This is a genomic window from Actinoalloteichus sp. AHMU CJ021, assembly GCF_002895405.1.
GTDB lineage: Bacteria > Actinomycetota > Actinomycetes > Mycobacteriales > Pseudonocardiaceae > Actinoalloteichus_B > Actinoalloteichus_B caeruleus.
This window is the reverse complement of record NZ_CP025990.1, coordinates 3,698,177-3,721,534: the sequence shown is the minus strand read 5'-3', so window position 1 is coordinate 3,721,534 and position 23,358 is coordinate 3,698,177. Positions and strand designations below refer to the sequence as shown.

Annotated in this window: 20 protein-coding genes; 8 read left to right on the top strand and 12 right to left on the bottom strand. The window is 72.1% G+C overall.

What is annotated here, in order from left to right; all coding sequences use genetic code 11:
• Positions 1-602: 602 nt before the first annotated feature.
• Positions 603-1,634, bottom strand: a complete 1,032-nt coding sequence (locus C1701_RS16120) for a LacI family DNA-binding transcriptional regulator (protein WP_026419064.1) — start codon at positions 1,632-1,634, stop codon at positions 603-605.
• Positions 1,635-2,003: 369 nt separating this feature from the next.
• Here C1701_RS16120 and C1701_RS16115 point away from each other — a divergent pair, with 369 nt between their 5' ends.
• Positions 2,004-3,326: a Gfo/Idh/MocA family protein gene (locus tag C1701_RS16115; protein ID WP_026419063.1), complete on the top strand. Its 1,323-nt coding sequence runs from the start codon at positions 2,004-2,006 to the stop codon at positions 3,324-3,326.
• A 108-nt stretch (positions 3,327-3,434) separates the two neighbouring features.
• Positions 3,435-5,471 (top strand): beta-galactosidase, encoded by a 2,037-nt coding sequence (locus tag C1701_RS16110; protein WP_337661734.1) that lies wholly within the window; start codon positions 3,435-3,437, stop codon positions 5,469-5,471.
• A gap of 38 nt (positions 5,472-5,509) precedes the next feature.
• Here C1701_RS16110 and C1701_RS16105 read toward each other — a convergent pair whose 3' ends face one another.
• Both C1701_RS16105 and C1701_RS16100 read right to left on the bottom strand, forming a co-directional pair.
• A complete protein-coding gene (locus C1701_RS16105; protein WP_337661733.1) occupies positions 5,510-6,151 on the bottom strand; it encodes a DUF3558 family protein in 642 nt (213 codons plus the stop codon).
• A 133-nt stretch (positions 6,152-6,284) separates the two neighbouring features.
• A complete protein-coding gene (locus C1701_RS16100) occupies positions 6,285-7,406 on the bottom strand; it encodes a LacI family DNA-binding transcriptional regulator (RefSeq protein ID WP_103056151.1) in 1,122 nt (373 codons plus the stop codon).
• A gap of 383 nt (positions 7,407-7,789) precedes the next feature.
• Between C1701_RS16100 and C1701_RS16095 the strand changes: the two genes are divergently transcribed.
• From C1701_RS16095 to C1701_RS16075, 5 genes are all read left to right on the top strand, one after another.
• Complete coding sequence (locus tag C1701_RS16095) at positions 7,790-8,113, top strand: L-rhamnose mutarotase (RefSeq protein WP_026419059.1); 324 nt, start codon at positions 7,790-7,792, stop codon at positions 8,111-8,113.
• A gap of 82 nt (positions 8,114-8,195) precedes the next feature.
• Complete coding sequence (gene rhaI, locus C1701_RS16090) at positions 8,196-9,377, top strand: L-rhamnose isomerase (RefSeq protein ID WP_030105186.1); 1,182 nt, start codon at positions 8,196-8,198, stop codon at positions 9,375-9,377.
• A gap of 161 nt (positions 9,378-9,538) precedes the next feature.
• On the top strand, positions 9,539-11,593 hold the full coding sequence (locus C1701_RS16085; protein ID WP_026419057.1) for a bifunctional rhamnulose-1-phosphate aldolase/short-chain dehydrogenase: 2,055 nt from the start codon (positions 9,539-9,541) through the stop codon (positions 11,591-11,593).
• 64 nt (positions 11,594-11,657) lie between these two features.
• Positions 11,658-11,933, top strand: a complete 276-nt coding sequence (locus C1701_RS16080; protein ID WP_308208866.1) for a LuxR C-terminal-related transcriptional regulator — start codon at positions 11,658-11,660, stop codon at positions 11,931-11,933.
• A gap of 189 nt (positions 11,934-12,122) precedes the next feature.
• Entirely contained in the window at positions 12,123-13,625 is a 1,503-nt protein-coding gene (locus C1701_RS16075; RefSeq protein ID WP_103057067.1) for a rhamnulokinase, read from the top strand.
• A gap of 225 nt (positions 13,626-13,850) precedes the next feature.
• Here the strand turns inward: C1701_RS16075 and C1701_RS16070 are convergent, their stop codons facing one another.
• The 7 genes from C1701_RS16070 to C1701_RS16045 form a co-directional block, all read right to left on the bottom strand.
• Complete coding sequence (locus C1701_RS16070; protein ID WP_026419054.1) at positions 13,851-14,432, bottom strand: DUF3558 family protein; 582 nt, start codon at positions 14,430-14,432, stop codon at positions 13,851-13,853.
• Positions 14,429-14,551, bottom strand: a complete 123-nt coding sequence (locus C1701_RS27515; RefSeq protein ID WP_272500061.1) for a hypothetical protein — start codon at positions 14,549-14,551, stop codon at positions 14,429-14,431. Before C1701_RS27515 ends, C1701_RS16070 begins: the two co-directional genes overlap by 4 nt.
• Before the next feature lie 249 nt (positions 14,552-14,800).
• On the bottom strand, positions 14,801-15,394 hold the full coding sequence (locus C1701_RS16065) for a DUF3558 family protein (RefSeq protein ID WP_103056149.1): 594 nt from the start codon (positions 15,392-15,394) through the stop codon (positions 14,801-14,803).
• Entirely contained in the window at positions 15,391-15,816 is a 426-nt protein-coding gene (locus tag C1701_RS16060; protein ID WP_103056148.1) for a hypothetical protein, read from the bottom strand. Before C1701_RS16060 ends, C1701_RS16065 begins: the two co-directional genes overlap by 4 nt.
• A 182-nt stretch (positions 15,817-15,998) precedes the next feature.
• Positions 15,999-16,850, bottom strand: coding sequence for a hypothetical protein (locus tag C1701_RS16055; RefSeq protein WP_103056147.1), 852 nt, complete (start codon positions 16,848-16,850; stop codon positions 15,999-16,001).
• Between the two features lie 249 nt (positions 16,851-17,099).
• Positions 17,100-17,600, bottom strand: coding sequence for a hypothetical protein (locus C1701_RS16050; protein WP_026419051.1), 501 nt, complete (start codon positions 17,598-17,600; stop codon positions 17,100-17,102).
• 41 nt (positions 17,601-17,641) lie between these two features.
• A complete protein-coding gene (locus C1701_RS16045) occupies positions 17,642-18,295 on the bottom strand; it encodes a hypothetical protein (protein WP_103056146.1) in 654 nt (217 codons plus the stop codon).
• A 235-nt stretch (positions 18,296-18,530) separates the two neighbouring features.
• On the opposite strand from C1701_RS16045, the gene C1701_RS16040 reads away from it, so the two are divergent.
• The gene (locus C1701_RS16040) at positions 18,531-19,802 is read left to right on the top strand and encodes an ABC transporter substrate-binding protein (RefSeq protein WP_103056145.1); all 1,272 of its coding nucleotides are present in this window, start codon (positions 18,531-18,533) and stop codon (positions 19,800-19,802) included.
• A 70-nt stretch (positions 19,803-19,872) separates the two neighbouring features.
• Here C1701_RS16040 and C1701_RS16035 read toward each other — a convergent pair whose 3' ends face one another.
• Both C1701_RS16035 and C1701_RS16030 read right to left on the bottom strand, forming a co-directional pair.
• Positions 19,873-23,070 (bottom strand): helix-turn-helix transcriptional regulator, encoded by a 3,198-nt coding sequence (locus C1701_RS16035; RefSeq protein ID WP_103056144.1) that lies wholly within the window; start codon positions 23,068-23,070, stop codon positions 19,873-19,875.
• A complete protein-coding gene (locus C1701_RS16030; RefSeq protein WP_026419048.1) occupies positions 23,067-23,315 on the bottom strand; it encodes a hypothetical protein in 249 nt (82 codons plus the stop codon). Before C1701_RS16030 ends, C1701_RS16035 begins: the two co-directional genes overlap by 4 nt.
• Positions 23,316-23,358 lie beyond the last annotated feature (43 nt).

Genomic DNA, 23,358 nt, shown 5'->3' with positions numbered 1-23,358 from the left:
ACAGCGGGTACCCGGGTGGAACAGGCCGTGCCTGGGCCTCCCATCCCGCGGCCGATGTGGCCCTCGCCCAGATGGCGAAGCCCGTAGGCAGCGATCCCGCCTCCGACCCCCGAGCCCGACGTCTCGGTCGGTGACGCCGTCCAGGGCTACTGCTGGGCGCGACCCGCGTGGCGCGGTCGGGCGGCCGCTCGCGGCACCTCCGTAGTCGGGTCAACCCTCGGGTGCCGGGTGCCGGGTGCCGGGTGCCGGGTGCCGGGTGCCGGATGGCCTGTGCCGACGACCTGGGCGGTGCCAGGGTGCGCGAGTCCCGGATCGCCGCCATGCGGGCGCCCAGCGACTCAGGTGAACCGGCGTTCTCGGGATCCGGTTCGGTGCGAATCCCCCGGTCACCTCCACCCGCGACCGTCGCCAGATCACCGTCCACAGCACCTCGTTCCGTGCCGGCGGTGCGACCAGGACCACGCGGGCGGCTGGAGCGGGCCCACCGGTCACGCGCCTGGCGGTAGGGATGCGGTCCGGGAGTCGTCCCGCCTCGACTCGCGCCTCCGCCGCCCGTCCGGCTCCCTGGTGCGTGGAGCCGGGTGTTCCCGGGGGCGACGCCCTCAGCGGGGCGGCGGGGCCGTGCTCTGCCGGAGCACCACCTCGGCCCGGGTGCGCACCGTGCGCGTCCCCCGGATGGGCTGGTCGCCGAAGGCCAGCCGCGCGGCCTGCTCGCCCATCTGCTCCAGGGGCAAGCGGACCGTGCTCAACGAGGGCACCAGGTCCCGCAGGGTGGGGATGTCGTCGAAGCCGGCCACCGAGAGGTCCGAGGGGACCCGCAACCCCTGGTCGCGGATCGCCGCCATCGCCCCGGTGGCCATCACGTCGTTGACGGCGAACAGGCAGGTGATGCCGCTGTCCCTGGCCAGCATCTCCCGGGTCGACTGGTAGCCACCGTCCCGGGTGAAGGCGCCGTGCACCAGTACCGGCTCCGGCAGCGGGTCGTCGCGGTTCGCCAACCCCTCCAGGAAACCCGTGGTCCGGTCCACCGCGCTGACCAGGTCGGCCGGACCGGCGAGGACCCCGAACCGCCGGTGACCGAGTTCGGCCAGCCTGCTCGCCAGCGCGCGGGCCCCGTCCTTGTTGGCGGGCACCACGGTGTGCACGGGCAGGCGGTCCTGCGAGATGCACGCCACCCGGCCGCCCTGCTCCATGAAGGCCACCATCTCGGTGCTCAGCCGTTCCGTGTGCAGGGACTCCGTCGTCCGGCTGCCGGCGAGCACGACGGCGCGGGCCCGGTGGGCTCGCAGCGTGGAGAGCAGCGACAGTTCCCGGTGCGCCTCGCGGCCCGTCACGCCGAGCACCACCACCAGACCACGGTCCTCGGCGACGCGGCTGACGCCGGCGGCGATGCTGGAGAAGTAGGGGTCGGCGATGTCGTGCACCAGCAGCCCGACCACGGGGGAAGCGCTGCGCGCCAAGGCCTGCGCCGAGGCGTTCACCAGGTAGCCCAGTTCGGTCGCCGCGACCACGACCCGGTTCCGCAGCTCCTCGCCCACCCTGCGGTTCGAGCCGTTGAGCACCCGGCTCGCGGTCGCCAACGAGACCCTGGCGTGTTGGGCCACCTCGACCAGGGTTGGTTGTCGTCGTGCCACCGCCCCTCCCGCCCTCGAGCCTCGTCGCTCCGCGCCCCGCACCAGCCTGGCCACACACCGCCCGAGTGGTTGGGAAAGCACTTTCCGCCATGCGGATGATGGCAGAGGCTGCTCCGGTCGGGTAGGTGGTCCCGCCTCGCCGACCGCGCTGGCCGGAACCGGTCAGCAGCCTGCCGGTCGGGCCGGTAAGCGCTTGCTGGGCGAGTTGGACACAGGTTGAATCCGCACAGGCAGCGGTCGAGACCGGCACGAGAACGCCGGGGCGGCGGCCGGACGGCCGGGGTGGCGGCAGGAGGTGCGGAGCGACCCGTCCACGCGCACCCGCCCCGGCGAGGACAGGCCCAGCGCCTGTGGAAGGAGCACCTCAAGGTGAGTGACGGCAACCAGCGGACCCGGTACGCCCTCGTCGGGCTGGGATCTCGGGCCGAGATGTACGTCAACGCGCTGGCCAGCGGGTTCCCGGACACGGCCGAACTGGTCGCTCTCTGCGACTCCAACCAGACGAGGATCGCCGCCTACAACGGCTGGCTGACCGACGCCGGCCACCCGGCGTTGCCCGCCTACACCCCCGACCGCTTCGAGGAGATGCTCACGGCCGAACGCGTCGACGCCGTGATCGTCTGCACCACGGACAGCGCGCACGACCACTACCTCGTCTCGGCGATGAACAACGGGCGCCGCGCCATCACCGAGAAGCCCATGACGGTCGACGTGGCGAAGTGCCGCGCCATCCTCGACACCCAACGCCGCACCGGCGTTCCCGTGGAGGTCACCTTCAACTACCGCTACAACCCGGTGCACCAACGGGTGAGGGAGCTCCTCGCGGACGACACCGTCGGACGCGTCGGCTCGGTCACCTTCGAGTGGCTGCTCGACGTGCAGCACGGAGCGGACTACTTCCGCCGCTGGCACCGGGAACGCGAGCACTCCGGTGGGCTCCTCGTCCACAAGTCCAGCCACCACTTCGACCTCGTCAACTGGTGGCTCGACGACCGGCCCGAGCTGGTGTTCGGCATGGGGCGGCTCTTCTTCTACGGCGAGTCCAACGGCGCCCGGCACGGGCTGGCCCGTGACTACGCGCGCGCCGCCGGCTCCGAGGAGGCCAGGAGCGACCCGTTCGCCCTCGACCTCGCCGCCTCGCCCCGCATGCGCGCGCTCTACCTCGACGCCGAACACGAGGACGGGTACCTGCGGGACCGCAACGTGTTCGGCTCCGGCATCACCGTCGAGGACGACATGTCCGTGCTCGCCCGCTACCGCTCCGGGGTCTCGCTGAACTACCAGCTGCACGCCTACTCGCCGTACGAGGGCTACCGGGTGTGCTTCAACGGGTCCGGCGGCCGGCTCGAACTCGCCGTGCGGGAGAACGACTACGCCCGCTCGCCCGTCGAGGACGGCTTCCGCCTCGAGCGCCCGCCCGGCACGGACGCCGCCGACTTCACCAGGGCCACCATCACGCGGTACCCGTTGTTCGCCGAGCCGGAGGTGCTGCTCGACGAACCGCTCGAACCGGGGCACGGCGGTGGTGACGAGCTGATGCTGCGCGCCCTGTTCGGCCCGCCGGCCGCCGACCCGCTCGGCCTGCGGGCCGACCACGTCGCCGGTGCGAACGCGCTGGCGGTGGGGCTGGCCGCCACCGAGTCGTTCCGGACCGGCGCGCCGGTCCGGGTCTCCGACCTGCTCCCGCTCTGACCGGCCCCCCGGCCCCGGCCCCGGCCCACGCCCACCCCCCCCACGACCGTCCAGACCCGACAGCGCGACGACCGGCGGCGGCAGCCGCGGAAAGGGAAGCAGCGACTGATGACCAGAAGCATGGAGGCTGTCCGAGCACGCCTTGGCGGCTTCGCCTACGGCGGCGACTACAACCCCGAGCAGTGGTCGGAAGATGTGTGGGTCGAGGACCTCCGGTTGATGCGGGAGGCCAAGGTCTCCCTCGTCAGCGTCGGGATCTTCTCCTGGGCCAGGGTCGAACCCCGTCCCGGCCAGTTCGACTTCGCGTGGTTCGACCGGGTCCTCGACGGGCTCGCCGAGAACGGGATCGGCGCCTGCCTCGCGACCATGACCGCGTCGCCCCCTGCCTGGCTGGGCCGTCTCTACCCGGAGACGCTGCCCGTGACCGTCGACGGCACCCGCCTCTCCCACGGTTCCCGCCAGCACTACTGCCCCTCCAGCCCGATCTACCGGGAACGCGCCGCCGAACTGGTGCGGCGGATCGGTGAGCGCTACGGCGACCACCCGGCCGTCGCCCTCTGGCACATCAACAACGAGTACGGCTGCCATCTGCCCGCCTGCTACTGCGACGAGTCGGCGGTGGACTTCCGGCGGTGGCTGCGCAGCCGCTACACCGACATCGACGAGCTGAACACCGCCTGGTACACCGACTTCTGGGCCCAGCGGTACACCGACTGGGACGAGATCCTGCCGCCGAGGGCCGCTCCCTTCCACTCCAACCCCGGGCAGCGCCTCGACTTCGCGAGGTTCACCTCCGACGCCTTCCTGGCCTGCTACCGCATGGAGGCCGACATCCTCCGCGCGGCCGCGCCCTCCGTGCCGGCGACCACCAACTTCATCAGCTCCGGCGCCTCCATCGACGCGTTCGCGTGGGCGGAGGAGATGGACGTCGTCTCCTACGACGCCTACCCGGACCCGTGGGACCGCCAGAGCCAGCGGGAGATCGCCTTCAACTCGGACCTGATGCGGTCACTGCGGGCCGGTCAGCCCTGGCTGTTGATGGAACAGGCCACCAGCGGCGTGAACTGGCGGGACCGGAACTCGCCCAAGGCCCCGGGCGTCATGCGGCTGGACAGCTGGCAGGCCGTGGCGCAGGGCGCCGACGCGGTCATGTTCTTCCAGTGGCGGGCTTCCCAGGGCGGCACCGAGAAGTTCCACGCCGCGATGGTGCCGCACGCGGGGGAGAACACCCGCATCTTCCGCGAGGTGTGCGCCCTGGGTGACGAACTGGCCAGGGCCCGGGAGGTCGCCGGGAGCCGGGTGGTCGCCGACGTGGCGCTGCTGCTGGACTGGTCCAGCTGGTGGGCGTTGGAGATGGACTCCCACCCGAGCGTCGACGTCCGGCAGGTCGAGTCCAGTCTGGCGCACTACGCACCGCTGTTCGAGGCCGGCGTGGCCTGTGACGTCGTGCACCCGGAGTCCGACCTCAGCGGGTACCGGCTGGTGATCGCGCCCAACCTCTACAGCGTCAGCCCGCAGGCCGCCACGAACCTCCGCGAGTACGTCCGGGGCGGCGGCCACCTGGCGGTGTCCTTCTTCTCCGGCATCGTCGACGACCGCGACCAGGTCTACCTGGGCGGCTACCCGGGAGCCTTCCGCGACGTGCTGGGCGTCTGGGTCGAGGAGTTCTGGCCGCTGCCGGAGAACGGGACGGTCCCGGTGCGGGGCCTGGGAGACCAGGACACGGAGGTCCTCGGCACCGTCTGGTCCGAGCAGATCCACCTGGAGGGCGCCGCCGCCGTCGCGTCGTTCGCCGGCGGGGAGCTGGCGGGGTCCCCGGCGATCACCCGCAACGAGTTCGGCTCCGGGGTCGCCTGGTACCTCGGCACCCGGCTGCCCGAGGACGCCATGCGCGGCCTCGTCGACGGCATCCGGGCCGAGGCCGGGGTGGCGCCGGTGCTGCCCGACCTGCCGGCCGGCGTGCGGGCCTGGGAGCGTGTCGCGGAGAGCGGTGAGCGCTACCTGCTGGTGCTCAACCGGGGCGAGGAGCCGGTGCGGATCCCCCTGCCCACGACCGGGACCGACGTCCTCCAGCCCGGGGACCCGCTGACCGAGGTCGCGGTGGAACGGCGGGGAGTCGCCGTGCTGCGCCTCGCCCGCGACTAGTCGCACCGGAGCCGCCGCCAGCGCCTCCTCCGCGAACGTCAGCCCAGGCCGCGGGGGAGGCGCGGCTCCACGGTGGCGGCGACCGCCTCCGCCAGCGCGCAGGCGGTGTCGGTGTTCTCCGAGCTGCGTGCGCGCACGAGCGCGTGCGCATCGGCACCGAGGGCGATCGTCAGATCGCAGGCGTTGTCCTCGGTCGACCGCATGGCGGGCCGGGAACCCACCTGGGTCTCCACCGCGTCGTCGGGAAGCAGAGTGGGGTCGACGCCCCGCAGCGCGGAGATGCCGAGCAACAGGGTCGGGCCGCCCCGCTCCAGGGCGGGGATACGGCAGGAGGCGACGTCGGTGCCCGGCATCGACTCCGCGGCGGACCCGTCGACACCGAAGGCGGTGGTCTCCTCGGCCGTCAGCAGTTCACAGGCCTGGATCATCGCCGCGTCCTCCGTCGAGGGCGGCTGGTCGCCCTCGGGACCAGCTCCGGGGGAGACCGGGGTGCCGGGGGCGTGCTCGGGACCAGCTCCGGTGCTCTGGTCGGCCGGTGGGCCCTCGGAAGCGCGCGACGCCGGCGGTTCCTCGGCTGGCAGCGCGCGACCTCCCTCCACCGTGGTGCAGGCGGTGAGGACGGCGCAGGCGAGCAGGGCCCACAGCGGTGTCGCGACTCGCGGGCGCGAGGATCCCGTCATGTCTGGTGCCTCCCGGTGATCGGACGGTGGCATGGAGTACCGCGGCGGGCCAGCGTACGGGGTCCGTCGAGGAGGGCAGGGGGGACCTCGCCCGCGTCGCCGGTGCGCCCGCCCGGGACACCCGGTCAGCCTGTCAGCCCGCCGGTTCCGGCTCCTGCGCGCCGACGCGGCCGCCGAGCTCGCGCACCGGCCGCAGCAGGGCGCCCCAGGCGGGGCCGGCCGTCGCCCGGCCCCTGTCCTCCCGGTGTCCGGTGGACTCGCGGACCACCAGCTCCGGCGTGAACATGACCTGCTGGTGCTGGTGCCCGGAACCGGTGCCCTCCGCGATGACGAGGTCGGCGGCCGTCCGTCCCAGCAACGTCGCGGGTTGTCGGACGGAGGTCAGCGGGACGGCGGCCGCGGCGGCGAAGTCGATGTCGTCGTAACCCACGACGGCCACGTCGTCCGGCACGGAGACGCCGGCGCGCAGCAGCACCTGGAGCAGTCCGAGCGCGACGAGGTCGTTCACGCAGAACACGCCGTCCGGTAGCTCCCCCCGCGCCAACAGCTGTTCCGCGGCTCGTTGGCCCGCCGCGACGTCGAGGGTGGCCACCTCCAGGAACTCGAGGTCCGCGGGGTCGTGGCCCGCCCTGCGCAGCGCCTGCCGCCCACCGGCGTGCCGTTCCGCGCACTGCCGGGTCGCGGGTGAACCGGCGATCATCGTCAGGTGGCGACGTCCGGTCGCCAGCAGGTGGGTGACGGCGACCTCCCCGCCGACCCGGTCGTCGACCGCCACCGAGCACAGGTCCTCGGATTCGGCCGGATGTCCGACCAGGACCACGGAGACCCCCCGCGCGGCCAACTCGCGCGCCGAGGACAGGTCGTCCTCCACGGGGGACATCAGCACCCCGTGCACCTGCTGCTGGGCCAGCAGTTCCAGGTGGCGGGACTCCCGGTCCCGTGATCCGTCGCTGTTGCACAGCATCACGGCGTGCCCGGCCTCCGTCGCGGCCGCCTCCACGCCCTTGGCGAGGTCGGTGAAGAACGGGTTGCCGACGTCGAGGACGACCAGGCCGATGGTGCGGGCGGTCCCCGACCGGAGTTGCCGCGCCGACTCGTTGCGGACGAAGCCGAGTTCGTCGATGGCGGCGAGGACTCGCCGGCGCGTGGCGGGCGCGACGACCGACGGGCGGTTGAGCACGTTGGACACCGTCCCCACCGACACCCGGGCGGCCCTGGCCACCTGCCGGATGCTGGCTGCTGCCTGCTGTCCCACCGCACCTCCCGCTGGGCAGACGCCGAGACGCTGGCTGACGTCTTGAAACGTGTCAATCACCGTGATGGAGTCGCTTCCCGCACCGTGGGGAAGCCTGGAGGAAGTATGCCGCACTGGTGGGAATGCTCGGGCAAAAAGTCCCGCACGAGAGGTTGACACCGCGAAGAGGCGTGCTGCAAACTCAGCACAAGCGCGTTGTTGAAACGATTCATTAACCCGGTGGCAACCCAGGACGAGGGGGCGGCCGGCGTTTGTCGGGACGACCCACTCAACGAGGAGGCCGGGCGCATGATGCGGTCGCGCGCAATGACGGGTTTTCGGCACGTTCGGGCCGAGTTGGCGACAGCCGTCGCTCGGGGCCCCGTGGTTCGTGGTGGTCGCTCGTGACCCAGCGGATCTGCTTCACGCTCCAGGTGCGCCCTGACCGCCTGGAGGAGTACCGCGAACGGCACGCGGACGTCTGGCCGGACATGCGGAAAGCGCTATCCGAATCCGGGTGGCGCAACTACTCCCTCTTCCTCCGCGAGGACGGCCTGCTGATCGGCTACCTGGAGTGCGACGACTTCGACGCCGCCAGGGAGGCGATGAACCGCACCGAGGTCAACGCACGCTGGCAGGCCGAGATGGCCCCGCTGTTCGCCGAACTCGACTCCGGCGCCGCCGACGAGGACATGAGTCCACTACCCGAGGTCTTCCACCTTCCCTGACGGTCCCTCCCCCGCGTCCCACGCACTCCGCGTCCCCTGGTCGCGGTGGTCGCCGCCGTCCACATCCGCAAGGAGCCTCCTGATGACCGAGATCAGTCCCAGTCGCCGCGCCACGGTGAAGTCGATCCTGCGCGGCCTGCGGATCGAGACGCCGTCCTGGGCCTACGGCAACTCCGGGACCCGGTTCAAGGTGTTCGCGCAGGCCGGAGTGCCACGCACCCCGCAGGAGAAGATCGACGACGCCGCCAAGGTCCACGAACTCACCGGAGCGGCACCCAGCGTGGCCCTGCACATCCCCTGGGACAAGGTCGACGACTGGGCCGGGCTCGCCGCCCACGCCCGCGACGCCGGCATCGAACTCGGGGCGATCAACCCCAACGTCTTCCAGGAGGACGACTACAAACTCGGCAGCATCTGCAACCCGGACCCCGGCATCCGCCGCAAGGCCACCGACCACCTGCTGGAGTGCGTGGAGATCGCCGAGCAGACCGGGTCGAAGATCCTGTCGATGTGGGTGGCCGACGGCACCAACTACCCCGGGCAGGACGACATCCGGGCCCGGCAGGACCGGCTGGCCACGGCGCTGCGCGAGGTCTACGACCGGATGCCGGAAGGCATGCGGCTGCTGCTGGAGTACAAGTTCTTCGAACCCGCCTTCTACACGATGGACGTCCCCGACTGGGGCACCTCCTACGCGCACTGCGCTCAGCTCGGACCGGCCGCGCAGGTCCTCGTCGACACCGGGCACCACGCCCCGGGCACGAACATCGAGTTCATCGTGTCCTTCCTGCTGCGGGCCGGGATGCTCGGCGGCTTCCACTTCAACTCCCGCTTCTACGCCGACGACGACCTCATCGTCGGCCTGGCCGACCCGTTCCAGCTGTTCCGCCTCATGTACGAGGTGAACCGGGGCGGCGGCCTCGCCGCGGACTCCGACCTCGCCTTCATGCTCGACCAGTGCCACAACATCGAGCCCAAGATCCCGGCGATGATCCGATCCATCACCAACGTGCAGGAGGCCACCGCCAAGGCGCTCCTCGTCGACACCGACGCGCTGCGCTCGGCCCAGGAGGCCGGTGACGTCCTCGGCGCCAACGAGGTGCTCATGGACGCCTACCACACCGACGTGCGGCCACTGGTCGCCGAACTCCGCACCGACATGGGCCTCGACCCCGACCCGATCGCCGCCTACCGCCGCTCGGGGTACCAGCAGCGCATCGAGGCGGAACGGGTCGGCGGCAACGCGATGGGCTGGGGAGCCTGACCGCACCAGGGCACCCGGCCACACCGGGAAGCGCCAGCAGCCAGTGGAACACCGTCCCGGCACCGGGGCGCACGAACAGGGAAGAGTGGAACGCAGTGTCGAGTTCAGCGTCAGGCGCCCCGGACACCGGACGGGGAACGCACCCGGAGGTCAGCGCGCTCATCGCCCGCTGCCACGACCTCGGCTCCGACCCGCGCAACACGAACTACGCCGGTGGCAACGCCTCCGTGAAGGCGTCCGGTACGGACCCGGTGACGCGCGAACCCGTCGAGCTGATGTGGGTCAAGGGCTCCGGTGGTGACCTGGGCACCCTGACCGAGGAGGGCCTGGCCGTGCTCCGGGTCGACCGCCTCCGCTCCCTCGTCGACGTCTACCCCGGCGTGGACCGCGAGGACGAGATGGTCGCCGCGTTCGACTACTGCCTGCACGGCAAGGGTGGCGCCGCGCCGTCCATCGACACCGCCATGCACGGCCTCGTCGACGCCGCCCACGTCGACCACCTGCACCCCGACGCGGGCATCGCGCTGGCCACCGCGGCCGACTCCCGCGAACTGACCGCCCGCTGCTTCGGCGACCGCGTCGCCTGGGTGCCGTGGCGGCGACCCGGGTTCCAACTCGGCCTGGACATCGCCCAGATCCGCCGCGAGAACCCCCAGGCCATCGGCGTCATCCTCGGTGGCCACGGCATCACCGCCTGGGGCGACACCTCCGAGGAGTGCCGCGCCAACTCCCTGGAGATCATCAGCACCGCCCAGGAGTTCATCGACAACCACGGCCGGCGGGACCCGCTCGGCGCGGTGGTGCCCGGCTGGGAGCCCCTGCCCACCGAGGAACGACGCGCGCGAGCGGCCGCGCTCGCCCCCGTGCTCCGGGGACTGGCCGCCACCTCGCAGCGGGAGACCGGCGAACCCGCCCCGGGCCGCGGCCCGCTCGGCCACTTCACCGACACCGACGTCGTCCTCGACTTCGTCTCCCGCGAGCGGATGCCCGAGCTCGCCGCGCTCGGCACCTCCTGCCCGGACCACTTCCTCCGCACCAAGGTGCGGCCGCTCGTCCTGGACCTGCCCCCGACGGCTCCCCTCGACGAGACGATCGCCCGACTACGGGAACTCCACGCCGCCTACCGCGACGACTACCGCGCCTACTACGAGCGGCACGCCACCCCCGACTCCCCACCGATGCGCGGCGCCGACCCGGCCATCGTGCTCGTGCCAGGAGTCGGGATGTTCTCCTTCGGCGCCGACAAGCAGACCGCCCGCGTCGCCGGCGAGTTCTACGTCAACGCGATCAACGTCATGCGCGGCGCGGAGGCGCTGTCCCGGTACCAGCCCATCGACGAGAACGAGAAGTTCCGCATCGAGTACTGGGAGCTGGAGGAGGCCAAGCTGCGGCGGCGGCCCAAGCCCCGGCCCCTGGCCGGGCGGATCGCCCTCGTCACGGGTGGCGGCAGCGGAATCGGGCGGGCCACCGCCCGTCGGCTCGCCGCCGAGGGCGCGTGCGTCGTCGTCGCCGACCGGGACGGCGCCGCCGCCGCCGAGGTCGCCGACGAACTCGGGGCCAAGGCCCTCCGCACCGCCGACGTCGCCGTTCCCGTCACGGTGGACGTCACCGACACCGACGCGGTGGCGGCGGCGGTCGACGCCGCGAGCCTCGCCTTCGGCGGGGTCGACCTGGTCGTCAACAACGCGGGACTGTCCATCTCCAAGCCCCTGCTGGAGACGACGGACGCCGACTGGGACGTGCAGCACCGGGTGATGGCCCGGGGCTCCTTCCTCGTCGCCCGTGCGGCCGCGGCGGCCATGGCGAAGCAGGGCATCGGCGGGGACATCGTCTACGTCGCCAGCAAGAACGGTGTGTTCGCCGGACCCAACAACGTCGCCTACGGCGCGGCCAAGGCGGACCAGGCGCACCAGGTCCGACTGCTCGCCGCCGAGCTGGGCGCGCACGGCATTCGGGTCAACGGCATCAATCCGGACGGCGTGGTCCGTGGTTCCGGCATCTTCTCCGGCGGGTGGGGCGCGCAGCGCGCCGCCGTCTACGGGGTGCCCGAGTCCGAGCTGGGTGAGTTCTACGCCCAGCGGACCCTGCTCAAGCGCGAGGTGCTCCCCGAGCACGTCGCCGCCGCCGTCCACGTCCTGGTCGCCGGCGAGCTGACCAGGACCACCGGGCTGCACGTGCCGGTGGACGCGGGAGTCGCCGCGGCGTTCCTGCGGTAGGGCGCCGAACGGCGCCCGTCGGAAGCGTTTCCGGGGTCGGTCGAGGACACAGGAGGAGGTCCCAGTGGTTGCGGTGGCTATGCGCGCGACGGCACTGAGTGCGGAACGGGTTCGTGCCGAACAGATCAGGACCGACTGCGTCGGGGAGGTGCGGCTGACCCGGGAGGAGCGCCAGATCCTCGCGCTGCTCGCGGAGGGCTACCTCCTGGACGGCATCGCCAGGCGGATGTGCACGTCAAACCGGACCCTGCGCCGCAGGATCAGGGGCGTGTGCGACCGACTCGGCGTGCAGACACCCATCCAGGCCGTGGCCTGGGCCGCCCGGCGCGGGCTCATCTGAGCCCACCCACCACGGGCGACGACCGGACGCGGCCGGCGGCAGCCACCGCGACCACCGCCCCCACGGGGGGCGGCAACCGACACGACGAGCGCGGCGGGGCACCGGACCAGGTGCCCCGCCGCCCTGCGAGGAGAGGAGGACGCGGTGACGGCCACCAGGGCCACCAGCGACCCGACAGCGGGCGGAGCCGTGCACTGCGCCGCCGTGGACCTGGGCGCCTCCAGCGGCCGGGTGCTGCTGGGCAGGATCGGCGGCGGTGAGCTCTCCGTCACCGAGGCGGCCCGGTTCCCCAACGACCCCGTCCGCACCGTGGACGGCTCCGGGGTGTCCCGACTGCACTGGGACGTCCTCGGCCTCTACCAGCGGACGCTGGGCGGCCTCGCCGCCGCCGCCCAGCTCGGCGGGACGCCGTTGTCCAGCGTCGGCATCGACTCCTGGGCGGTGGACTACGGCCTGCTGGACGCAGAGGGGGCCCTGCTGGGCACCCCCTTCCACTACCGGGACGCCAGGACCGAGGACATCCTGCCCGAACTGCTCGACGACGTCCCGGCCGAACGGATCTACGACATCACCGGCATCCAGTTCATGCCGATCAACACCCTCGTCCAACTGCGGTCGAGGACCGGCCGCGCCCAGCTCGACCACGCCAGGACGCTCCTGCTCATCCCTGACCTGCTGGGCTACTGGCTGACCGGCGAACGCGTCGCCGAGGTCACCAACGCCTCCACCACCCAGCTGTTCGACGTCCGCGCCCGCCGCTGGTCGCCCGAACTGGCGGACGCGGCGAGGATCCCACCCGGCCTCCTGCCGCCGGTGCGGGAACCGGGCCTCCCCCTCGGTGCCGTCCACGACGAGGTGGCGTCCCACCACGGCCTGCCAGCCGGGCTCCCCGTCGTCACCGTCGGCTCCCACGACACGGCATCGGCCGTGGTCGCCGTGCCCGCCACCACCGAACGGTTCGGGTACGTCTCCTGCGGTACCTGGTCCCTCGTCGGACTCGAACTCGACCACCCCGTCCTCACCGACGACAGCCGGCGGGCGAACTTCACCAACGAACTCGGCGTGGACGGCACCGTCCGGTACCTGCGCAACGTGATGGGGCTCTGGCTGCTCCAGGAATCCATGCGAGCCTGGCGAATCGCCGGGCAGGACCACGACATCGAACGCCTGCTCGCCGACGCGAGCCGAGAACAGCCCTTCCGTTCCGTGCTGGACCCGGACGACCCGGTGTTCCTCGCTCCCGGGGACATGCCCGCCCGCATCGCCGACGCCTGCCGGCGCGCCGGGCAACCCGTGCCCGAGACCCCCGCCGCGCTCACACGGTGCGTGCTGGAGAGCCTGGCCCTGGCCTACGCGCGCACGCTCCGGACCGCCTGCGAACTCGCCGACCGGCAGGTCGACGTGCTGCACCTCGTCGGAGGCGGCTGCCGCAACGAACTGCTCTGCCAACTCACCGCGGACGCCTGCGGGATCCCCGTCGTGGCCGGGCCGGTGGAAGCCACCGCGCTGGGAAACCTCCTCGTCCAGGCCAGGGCCGCCGGGCGGAGCGAACTGGCCGGCCTGCCGGAGATGCGCGCCCTGATCACCAGCACCCAGCCGCTCCGGCGTTACGAGCCGGACCGCTCCGCCGCCACCACCTCAGCCTGGGCCGAGGCGGCCCGCCGGGTGCGCGCCACGAGCTCGGCGAGCTGACCGGGACCGGCCTCCCCGCTCGGCTCGCCCTCGGCACCCACCCCGCCACCGCGGGGGCCGTGACCGTCGTCCAGCCCGAGGTGCGCTTCCAACGGGGACGACGTGTCTGTGGCAGGACATCGGCAAACCTCTGGGCGAGGGCGAGGGGCCGGGAGGGGATCGTCTGCCCAGGGGGGCCAGAACCGCCGGGATGTGGCTTCAGCCCCGACCTCGGAGGCCCCGCCCTCAGCTCTGCTCTCGCGGGAGTTCGGGTTCCACGACGGCGGCCACCCGCTCGGCGGCCTCGCAGGCGGCCTCCTGCGATTCGGCGAAGTCCACGGCGACGGTCGCATGAGCGGACTCGCTCAGCTTCATGGAGATCTGGCACATGCTCGGGTCGCGGTCGTCGGTGACGAGGAGTGCGCGAAGTGGTCCGACCTGGTGTTCCGTGGAGTTGTAGTTGGTGAGGTTGAGTTCGTCCAGCGCCCAATCCCGGTCAATGTTGATGGACATGAGCGGGCTTTCCAACGGCGCGGGTCGGTAGAGGCACATGTACGCCACACCAACGTCATCGAATTCGGCTGTGGTGGGGTCGAATCCGAGGTCGGTGATCTGGTTGTCGTCGAGTACTTCGCAGGGCAGGACGTCGGCGATGTCCTCGGCGAAGGTGGTGTTGTCGGGGTTGGTGGTCGTGTCGGGTGTGGTGGTGTTTGGGGTGGTGGGGGTGTGGGCTTGTCCGGTGGTTTCGGTGGTGCAGCCCGTCAGGACGGTGAGCAGGGTGATTGCCGCGAGTGCCGTGGTGCGGTGTGGGGGTGTCCGACGGGTCATGTGAGGTGGTCTCCGGTGTTGTTGAGCAGGGTGGCGTTGTCGGTGTCCTGTTGTTGGGTGTTGCGGGCGGAGGCGCGGATGGCGGCGGCGAGGTCTTTGAGCGCCTGGATGTGGAGCACGAGGTTTTCCTTGGCCGAGGTCGGCGCGCCGACCGCCGTCACCGGGGTCGTGCCTGGGTGGTCGCTGTCGCCACTGTCAGTGGTCGGGAGGAGCGTTCCCCTCCTGGCTGGCGACCGCTTCCCAGCCTCGCCTGGTGGGGGTGGGGGATCGCCGAGCAGCGCGGTGGGGCGGCATGAGGTGGTTCAGCGTCCGTGAGTCGGCTCGCCGTGTGCTCTGTGCTGGGCCGGCTCTTTTCAGCGGAGGTGTGCTCAGCTCTGCTCTCGCGGGAGTTCGGGTTCCACGACGGCGGCGACCCGCTCGGCGGCCTCGCAGGCGGCCTCCTGCGATTCGGCCCAGCTGACCGTGACAGTGGCGTGGGCTGTTTCTGCGAGTTCCATGGAGATCTGGCACATGGTCGGGTCGCGGTCGTCGGTGATGAGGAGTGCGCGAAGTGGTCCGATCTGGTGTTCTGTGGAGTTGTAGTTGGTGAGGTTCAGCTCGTCCAATGCCCAATCAGCGTCGAGGCCGATGGTCATTGTTGGTGTTTCCATGGGCGCCGCTCGATAACGGCACCAGTAGATGATGCCGACATCCTCGAACTCGGCGGTGGTGGGGTCGAATCCGAGGTCGGTGATCTGGTTGTCGTCGAGTACTTCGCAGGGCAGGACGTTGGCGATGTCCTCGGCGAAGGTGGTGTTGTCGGGGTTGGTGGTCGTATCGGGTGTGGTGGAGTTGGTGGTGTTTGGGGTGGTGGGGGTATGGGCTTGTCCGGTGGTTTCGGTGGTGCAGCCCGTCAGGACGGTGAGCAGGGTGATTCCCGCGAGTGCCGTGGTGTGGCGGTGTGGGGGTGTCCGACGGGTCATGTGAGGTGGTCTCCGGTGTTGTTGAGCAGGGTGGCGTTGTTGGTGTCCTGTTGTTGGGTGTTGCGGGCGGAGGTGCGGATGGCGGCGGCGAGGTCCTCCAGCGCCTGGATGTAGAGCACGAGGTTTTCCTTGGCCGAGGTCGGCGTGCCGACCGCCGTGACCAGGTCCTGCTCGGCCATCGTCAGCGCCACCGGACTCGAGCCCAGTCGAACGCGTTGCTCCAAAGGACGAAACCTCTCCAGCCGGTCTCTGGCACGAACGGCGATGGCGTCGATTTTGGTGGCCATGCTCTCGGCGCTCTCGGGGTTGATCGAGACCTTTCCCGCCGCGGCGGCCGCGCTGAACGCCGCGATGCTGCCAGTCATCTTCGCCGTCGAGGGAACCGCGGAACTGGTGCCGCCGCCGTCGCTTTCGATGTGCACGCTGCCTCCCACGTTCTCTTCGCGGAGCGGCGTCAGCCGGACTCCGCGGCACTGGTCAACGCTACCAACGGGGAAACACACCGCAGGTATGAATCGGTGCACCGACTCCGAACGGAGCAGGAACGCGTTAGGACGGGTCGAGGTGGGACGCAACACGCGCGACGTGGGAGGTAGGACGTGTTTCAGCGTCCTCGGCGCGCGAGGCGCCATTGGACCGCCGCCACGAGGAGGAACACGACGGTGGACACGAGGGGGATCCACCCGTGACCGTCCTCGCCCATGCCGTCGCCGTCCAGCTTCTGCCGTAGGCAGAGTGCCAGCACGACCGCACAGCCCAGCCCGCCCAGGGCGAGACCTCGTCGCCGGGATCCTCGTCGACCACCCTCACGTGGGCCGAACGCGGCGTCCATCGCGGTCGCCGCGACGACCACGGCGAGCACGATGGCCCCGTAGGAGGCGATGCTGGCCGGCCAGCTCCCGAAGACGACGGACAGCATCGTGACCGAGGCGCCGAAGGTGCCGGCCACGACGCCGAGCAGTGCGGCGCCGAGCAGGTGCGACGTGCGCCGGGACGTGCCGCCTTCCGAGGTCTGCGGCGGGTCCGGGGCTGGGACGTCCCGGTCAGGGCCGCGTGCCGTCCGCCCCGGGGTGAGAATGCGTCGCGCGAGCAGGAGCAGCCCGGCCACGCCGCTGGCGGCGGGCAGGGGGAGCATCACGGTGAGGACCAGGGCCAGGCTCGGGGAGATGTACTCGGTGACCACGGGCGCGATCTCGCCGGGAACCTCGTGGAAGGTGCAGGTCGCCCGAGGGGGGAGCAGGGTGGTCCTGACGACGACCCTCGTCGTGTCGATGTCGAACCTCGCGGCGCAGGCGGCGCCCTGGTCGAGCCACACCGGCATCGCCGCCTGCACGACCAGCATCCAGACGAGGAAACCGACCAGGCTGAGGCCGAGCAGCGTCCAGTGGAGACGGCGCCCCAGTGCGGTCCAGGTTCGCCGCTGCCGGTTTTCTCCGTGATGTCCGCCCTCGCTCACATCGGTTCATCCTGCCAGCGCGCCGTAGCGGACATTTCGCCGTGGCGCACCAGCGGTCCCTCGTTCGGGCAGGAGGGCTTGCGCTCGGTGATGAGCGGGGGAGCGCGCAGCCGCGCTCCTGGGGCCACCTCCGGCGGGGTGGGGCCGTCTCGGGCCGCTCGCCGGACGGGCGGTCCCGGGCGGACGGGAGCTGGCGGTCGTCGGGTACCGGCGAGGACGAGGGCTTCGGCGGGCACGGGTCGCTCGCGGCTATCCGGCGGCGGCCAGGTCCTCCTCGCCGAAGCTGAGCGGGTTCGCGTCGTGGACCGGTTCGAAGGCGCCGTCCCCAACACTGCGGTACACCCCCTGAACGGGACTGATGAGGGACAACGGCAGGTCGTCCCTGGAAAGTTCGGCGAACAGGAGGTAGGTGTCCCCGACGACCATCCGTGTGGAGTCGGCGTCCGAGGGTTGGCCGATGCGAACCGTCTCCCCGACGGCGCGTTCTCCCAGCACGACCCGTTCGACCTCGAGTTCGTGGACGGTGTACGAGATGACGGCCGCCGGTTCTCCGCCGGCCCGCTCGGTGCCCGAGGCGAGGGCGACGTCGATCCGCCGCTGGGACGTGGCGAGCAGCCGACCCTCAACGACGACATCGGCGGCTGAGCGGAGTCGCGCCAGGGAGTCGAAATGCGGCCAGTCGCCGGCCGGGGGAGCGGTCGCGGGTCCGCAGCCCGCGCCCAGCAGGGCGGCCACCGCCGAGGCGAGCACCGCCGGTCCGCGTCGAACGTCCGATCGTCGGGAGGCCACGGTCAGCGGCCTCCGGTCGGCTCGTCCGGTGCCGTCTCGTGGACACCGAGGCCGGGGTACCGCTCGGGCAGGTCGGGAACCCTGGTGACGGTGACGCCGGCGATGCCGGACACCGCCTGTTCGGCCTCGTCCACGTCGGTCCCCGCGACCTCGACCAACACCCGGTTGTCCATGGGGTGCACGCCGATCCCGCCGAGCACGCCCGCCTCGGTCAACGCCTCCTCGGCCCGGGCCCTGGCTGCCTCGAGTTCCAGCGCCGCGAACTCGACCCGGGTGAGGGTGACGTGGTCGACGAGGTCGGGGAAGTCGTCCAGCGCGGTGGGGCGCGGGTCGACCTCGGTCAGCGCGACCACGACGCGGAACTCCGGCTCGTACCCGCCGATCCACGCTCCGCCGAAACGGTCGGGTTCCTGGGCGACGAGGGCGGCTTCCAGCTCGCCCACCTGTTCCTGGGCGGGGTGGTGGTGCGCGCCCGCTTCGGCTGGCCCGTCCTCGGCGCTCGGCCCACCGGACCCGAGGCGCGGTTCCGGGTGGGCCGAGGACGCCGAGGGGTATGGCGGTCCACTGGTCGCGGGTGTCCCGGTTCCCGCGCATCCCGCGAGTGCCAGCAGCACGCAGGTCGCGGTCACCCCGGTTCTGAACGCCCGTGTCGTCATGTCCGTGTCCTTTCCTCGGCCCGGGTCGAGGAACCCGGCGCGGAAGGGGAGTGCTGGGTGGACGGTGGAACCGCGAGGTGGGGTTGCTCCGCGCCCGCGGCCGGCTGGGCGGGTACTCCCGACGGCCCAGTCGACTCCCCGACATGGCGGCCCACTCCGGCCAACCCGCGTCGTGGCCACTGTCCCCGCGGGTGCCGGTCGCCCTACCGTCCGGCGTGACCGGAAGGAGTCCCACATGTCGACGACCGGGAGAACCCGGGTGGCGGGTGTCCTAGGGGTGGCCGTCCTCGGGGCGGCTCTCGTCGCCTGCGGGGACAGCGGCGGCGGGAGTGGCGCCGTGTCGCTGCACTTCACCTGGTGGGGCAACGAGGACCGCGCCGAGGCGACGCAGCGCGCGGTTGACCTGTTCGAGGAACGCAACCCGGGTATCACGGTGACGACGTCGTTCGCCGGCTACGAGTCGTACGTGGAGAAGCTGTCCACCCAGGTGGCGGGTGGGGCCGCGCCCGACCTGATCCAGATGGACACCTTCTTCCTTCGTGAGTACGCGGAGCGCGGGGTCCTGATGGATCTGACCGAGCACGTCGGTGAGGCCATCAGCACCGAGCACCTGCCGGACACCCTGTTGGAGGGAGCGACCCTCGACGGTGCCCTGTACGCGCTGCCCCTGGGCCAGAACGTTCCCGCCCTCGTCTACGACCGGGAGCTGTGGGACGCCGCCGGGGTGCCGGCGCCGGAGATCGACTGGACCTGGGAGGACTACCGGAGCGCGGCGGAGCGGGTGGCCGAGGAGACCGGGGAGGCGGGGACGACCGACTTCGGCTGGAACTCGGACTGGTTCGACTTCTGGTTGCGACAGCAGGGCAAGTCCCTCTACACCGAGGACGCCGGTCTGGGGTTCGACGAGGCCGACCTGGTCGACTTCTGGACGGTCGCGCAGGACTGGGTGCGGGAGGGGGTGTCCACCCCGCCGGAGACGACGACCTCGGTGAACGGCGCGCTGGACACCTCGCCGCTGGCCCGGGGCCAGGCGGGGTCTGAGTTCAACTACGACTCGACGGCCGGCAGCTACTTCACGGTGTCGGACGACATGGCGTTGGCGCCTCTGCCGACGGACACCGGGAACGGCGGTGCGCACGCCGGGGCCTCCTCGCTGCTGAGCGTGTCGAGCCGCACCGAGCACCCGGAGGAGGCCGCCGCGTTCGTCGGCTTCCTCGTCAATGACGTCGACGCGGGGCGCGCACTGGGCGTGAGCAGGTCGATGCCGGTCAACGGCGAGGTGCGGGCGGCGGTGTCCGGCTCGTTGGAGGGCGCCGACAGCGCGGTGTACGAGTTCCAGGAGTCGGTCGCGGAGGAGCTGAACGAGGCCCCGCCGCCCCCACCGACGGGCGCCAGCACCAACAAGCGGACCTTCACCCGGATCTACGACGAGATCAACTTCGGTCAGCGGTCGGTGTCGGAGGGGGCGGCGCGGTTCGTGCGGGAGGCGGGGCGGGCGCTGCGCTGAGCGGTCCCACCCCTGTGCGTGAACGGGTTGGTGGCCGGGGGCCGGCGGTGCGTCCCGGCACCGCCACGGGTCAGTTCTCGACGGTCAGCAGCCCTTGTTCGTAGGCGCGGGCGACAGCCTCGGTGCGACTGGTCGCCCCCAGCTTGGCCATGACCCTCGACAGGTGCACGCTCACGGTCTTGGGGCTGATGTGCAGGTCCTCGCCGATCTGGCGGTTGGTCAGCCCGGCCGCGGCCAGTTCGAGGGCCGAACGTTCCCGGGGGGTGAGGGGGTCGGGTGTCCCCGGGGGCGTGGGGTGGTGGTCAGGTGCCGCGTCGTGGGCCCCCTCCCCGGGTTCCGACAGCCGGGAGCCGGCACGGAAGCGTTCGATCCGGGTGCGGAGCGGGGCCGCGCCGATCTCGTCGGCGAGGGCCAGCGCGGCGGCGGCCTCCCGGTCGCCGCCGGGCCGGTCGCCCCGCGCGGTCAGGGCCTGGGCGAGGCCGAACCGGATGTGCGCCTGCCAGGCCCGCAGTCCCTCGGAGAGCGCGAGTGCGCTCCGCCAGGTCGCCGGGTCGTTCCGCCCCAGGAGCCGGCCGTACTCGGCTTCGGCCCATCTCCCCTCGGCCTGGGTGCTCCGCGCGGCGGACTCCGGTGAGCCCCATGGCCGGTCGGGGCGTTCGTCGCGGATCTCCCGGACCTGGGCGATGAACCCGTCGGCCAGCCCCCGGATCTCGGCGAGGGTGTCGGTGTCCCCGGATCGGCGGGCCACCTGGGTGAGTTCCGCGCAGCAGGACAGCCCGAGCCGCAGGCAGCCGACGGCGTTGCTGACGTGCATCCGTTCGATCCGGAAGATCCAGGCCAGGGCGTGCCGCACGTGGTGGAGCGCCTCGCGGTGCCGGCCGAGGGAGTGGAGGTGCACCGCCCTGCCGTACTGGACGAGGAAACGGGTGACCGATTCCCTGCTGTCCCGGTCGAGCCGGGCGGCCAGCCGGTCGAACTCGTCGTGGCGCCCGAGGCCGGAAAGGATCGGCAGGGTGACGGCGTCGAGTCGTTGCTGGAACAGGGCGGGGGGCGTGCGGTCGCTGAGGTCGGCGATCGCCAGGGCCTCCTCCCAGTGGCCGGTCCACGTCGAGATCAGGATGAGGTCCTGGTAGCAGTCGAGGGCGATCCCGCCCCAGAGCACCCCGATCTCCTCGCTCCGCTGGGTGATCGTCTTCAGGGCGTGCCGCCCCTCCGAGTAGTGCCCCAGCCAGCTGAGGTGGATGGCGTAGTTCTTCCTGGCCCGGAGTTCGACCTGGTGGGCGCCGATGGCGGTGGCCCGTTCCGCGGCTCGCAGGCCCAGTGCCAGGGACCGGGAGACCTGCCGTTCCATGGAGGCGAAGACGGCGAGGGTGACCATGGCGTCGATCGCCACCTGTTCGGCGCCCACCGACTCCGCGTCGACGATGGCGTCCTCGGCGTGCCGTCGGAGCGCGGGGAGGTCGATGTCGTCCTCCCGCAGCCACACCCAGCTCCGGGCCATCAGGGCGAGGACCGCGGCCCGTTCCTGGCTCGCCGCCCGGGGCGCTACCAGGTTCCACGCGTCGGCGAGCACGGTGCTGATCTCGGCGGCGTGCACCTCCAGGGGGATGAGCCGGGCCGCCAGCTCGGCCCGGGCCGCGGCGCGGGCCTCCGGGGTGGCGGCGGAGTCGGCGACCCGGACGGCGGCGCGGGCGTGCGCGGCCGCTCGTTCGAGTTCGCCGGCGCTCTCGGCCGTGGTGGAGGTTTCCCGGAGCAGGGCGAGGTGGTCGACTCCGCTGACCCGTTCCGGTTCCGCCACCCGGTCCCAGAGCTGGAGGGCCTGTTCCAGGTGGTGCAGCGACTCCCCGGGGGCTCCCATCCGCCGCACCTCACGGGCGGCGGTCACCGATGCGGCGAGCGCCACGGGCAGGTCGTTGCTCTGCCGCGCGTGGTAGGCGAGGGCCGTGGTCGTGCCCTGGTCGTCGGCGACCCTGGCGAAACCCTGGTGGAGCCTGACCCGCTCACCGGGGAGCAGGTCGTTGTAGACGGCCTCGCGCACGAGCGCGTGGCGGAAGGTGTAGGCGCCGTCGGTGGTCGCGACCAGCACGTGTTGTCGCACCGCCTCGTACAGCGCGTCCTCGGCGACGGTGTCCTCGAGCCCCGACGCCGCCACCAGGGCGGCGTGGGAGGTGGTGACGCCTTCGGCGCACGCGGCGGCGCGGACGGCGCGTTGCGCGTCGCCGCTGAGCCGTTCGACCCGGGCGAGCAGCAGGTCGCTCAGGACGGCGGGGAGCCCGTTGTCGAGAGAGCCGCGTTCCCGGCACGCCTCCGCCAGTTCCTCGCAGAAGAACGCGTTGCCCTCCGACCTGCTCGCGATTCCCCTGGTCACCGAGTCGGGCAGCTGGTCGCCGGTCAGGACGCGCACGAAGTCGAGCGTCTCGGCGGGCGTGAACGGGCGCAGTGACATCCGGAGGACGGAGGGCAGCCGGGACAGCTCGCCGATCACCGGCCGTAGCGGGTGTTGCCGGTGGAGGTCGTCGGAGCGGTAGGTGGCCACCACCAGGAGGCGTTGGTGTCCGAGTCGGGAGACGAGGAACCGCACGAGGTCCCGGGTGGAGGCGTCGGCCCAGTGCAGGTCCTCCAGGGCGAGCAGCACGGGGCGGTCGCTCGCGAGGTCGGCCAGCAGGCCGTGGACGGCGTCGAAGAGCCGGAGGCGTTCCGGTGGCCCGTCAGCGGAGCCGGTGTCGTGGGGGATCTCCAGGCCGGGCAGCAACCTGCCGAGTTCGGCGCGGCGGCTGGCGATCGCGGGGAGTTCGCCGGTCGCGGACACCACGCGGCCCAGTGCCTCGGCGAAGGGCAGGTAGGGCAGCCCGGCCCTGTCGAGGTCGAGGCAGCGCCCGCCCAGGACCACCGCGTCGTCAGCGTTGGCCAGCGCGGTCAGCTCGGCGAGCAGCCGGGACTTGCCGACCCCCGCCTCCCCGCCGAGGAGGACCGCGCCAGCCCTCCCCAGCTGGGCGGAGCGCCAGGCGGAGCGGAGCGTGGCGAACTCGTCGACGCGCGCGACCAACGGGGTCACCGGTCCGAAAGACACGTCGAATGATCCCACGGGCCGCAGCGGTGGCCAGGCGGTGGCATCGCCCGCGTTCTCCACCCGATCCGCTGCCGGCCCGAGCCACTGGACACCGGCCGGATGCGTCCGCGCGGCCCCCTTCCTGGCGAGGAGGGTCATCGCCGCCCGTCGGACCAGCAGCGCGCCGTCGCCCCCGGTGCCGCCGTCGGCCGGGATCACACCAGCTCCGCGACGGGCTGGGCGCGGCGGGGCGCGCGTGCCTCACCGGTGGTCGGCTCTCCGGGCCGCTCCGTCGTCCCGGCCTCGTCGCCGGCCGCCCTGACGTGGCGGTCCGCCCTGACGGGGGACTCGGGGGCGCGTCGGCGGCTGGGCCGCAGCCTCGTCCGGTACCAGGCCCCCTCGGCGCGGCGGTCCCGCTGGACCTCCCGGACCTCCTGCCAGCGCGTGTCGATCGACTCCCACATGTGATGACCTCCCTCTCTCCACCGTCGAGAGTGGGGGTAAGGA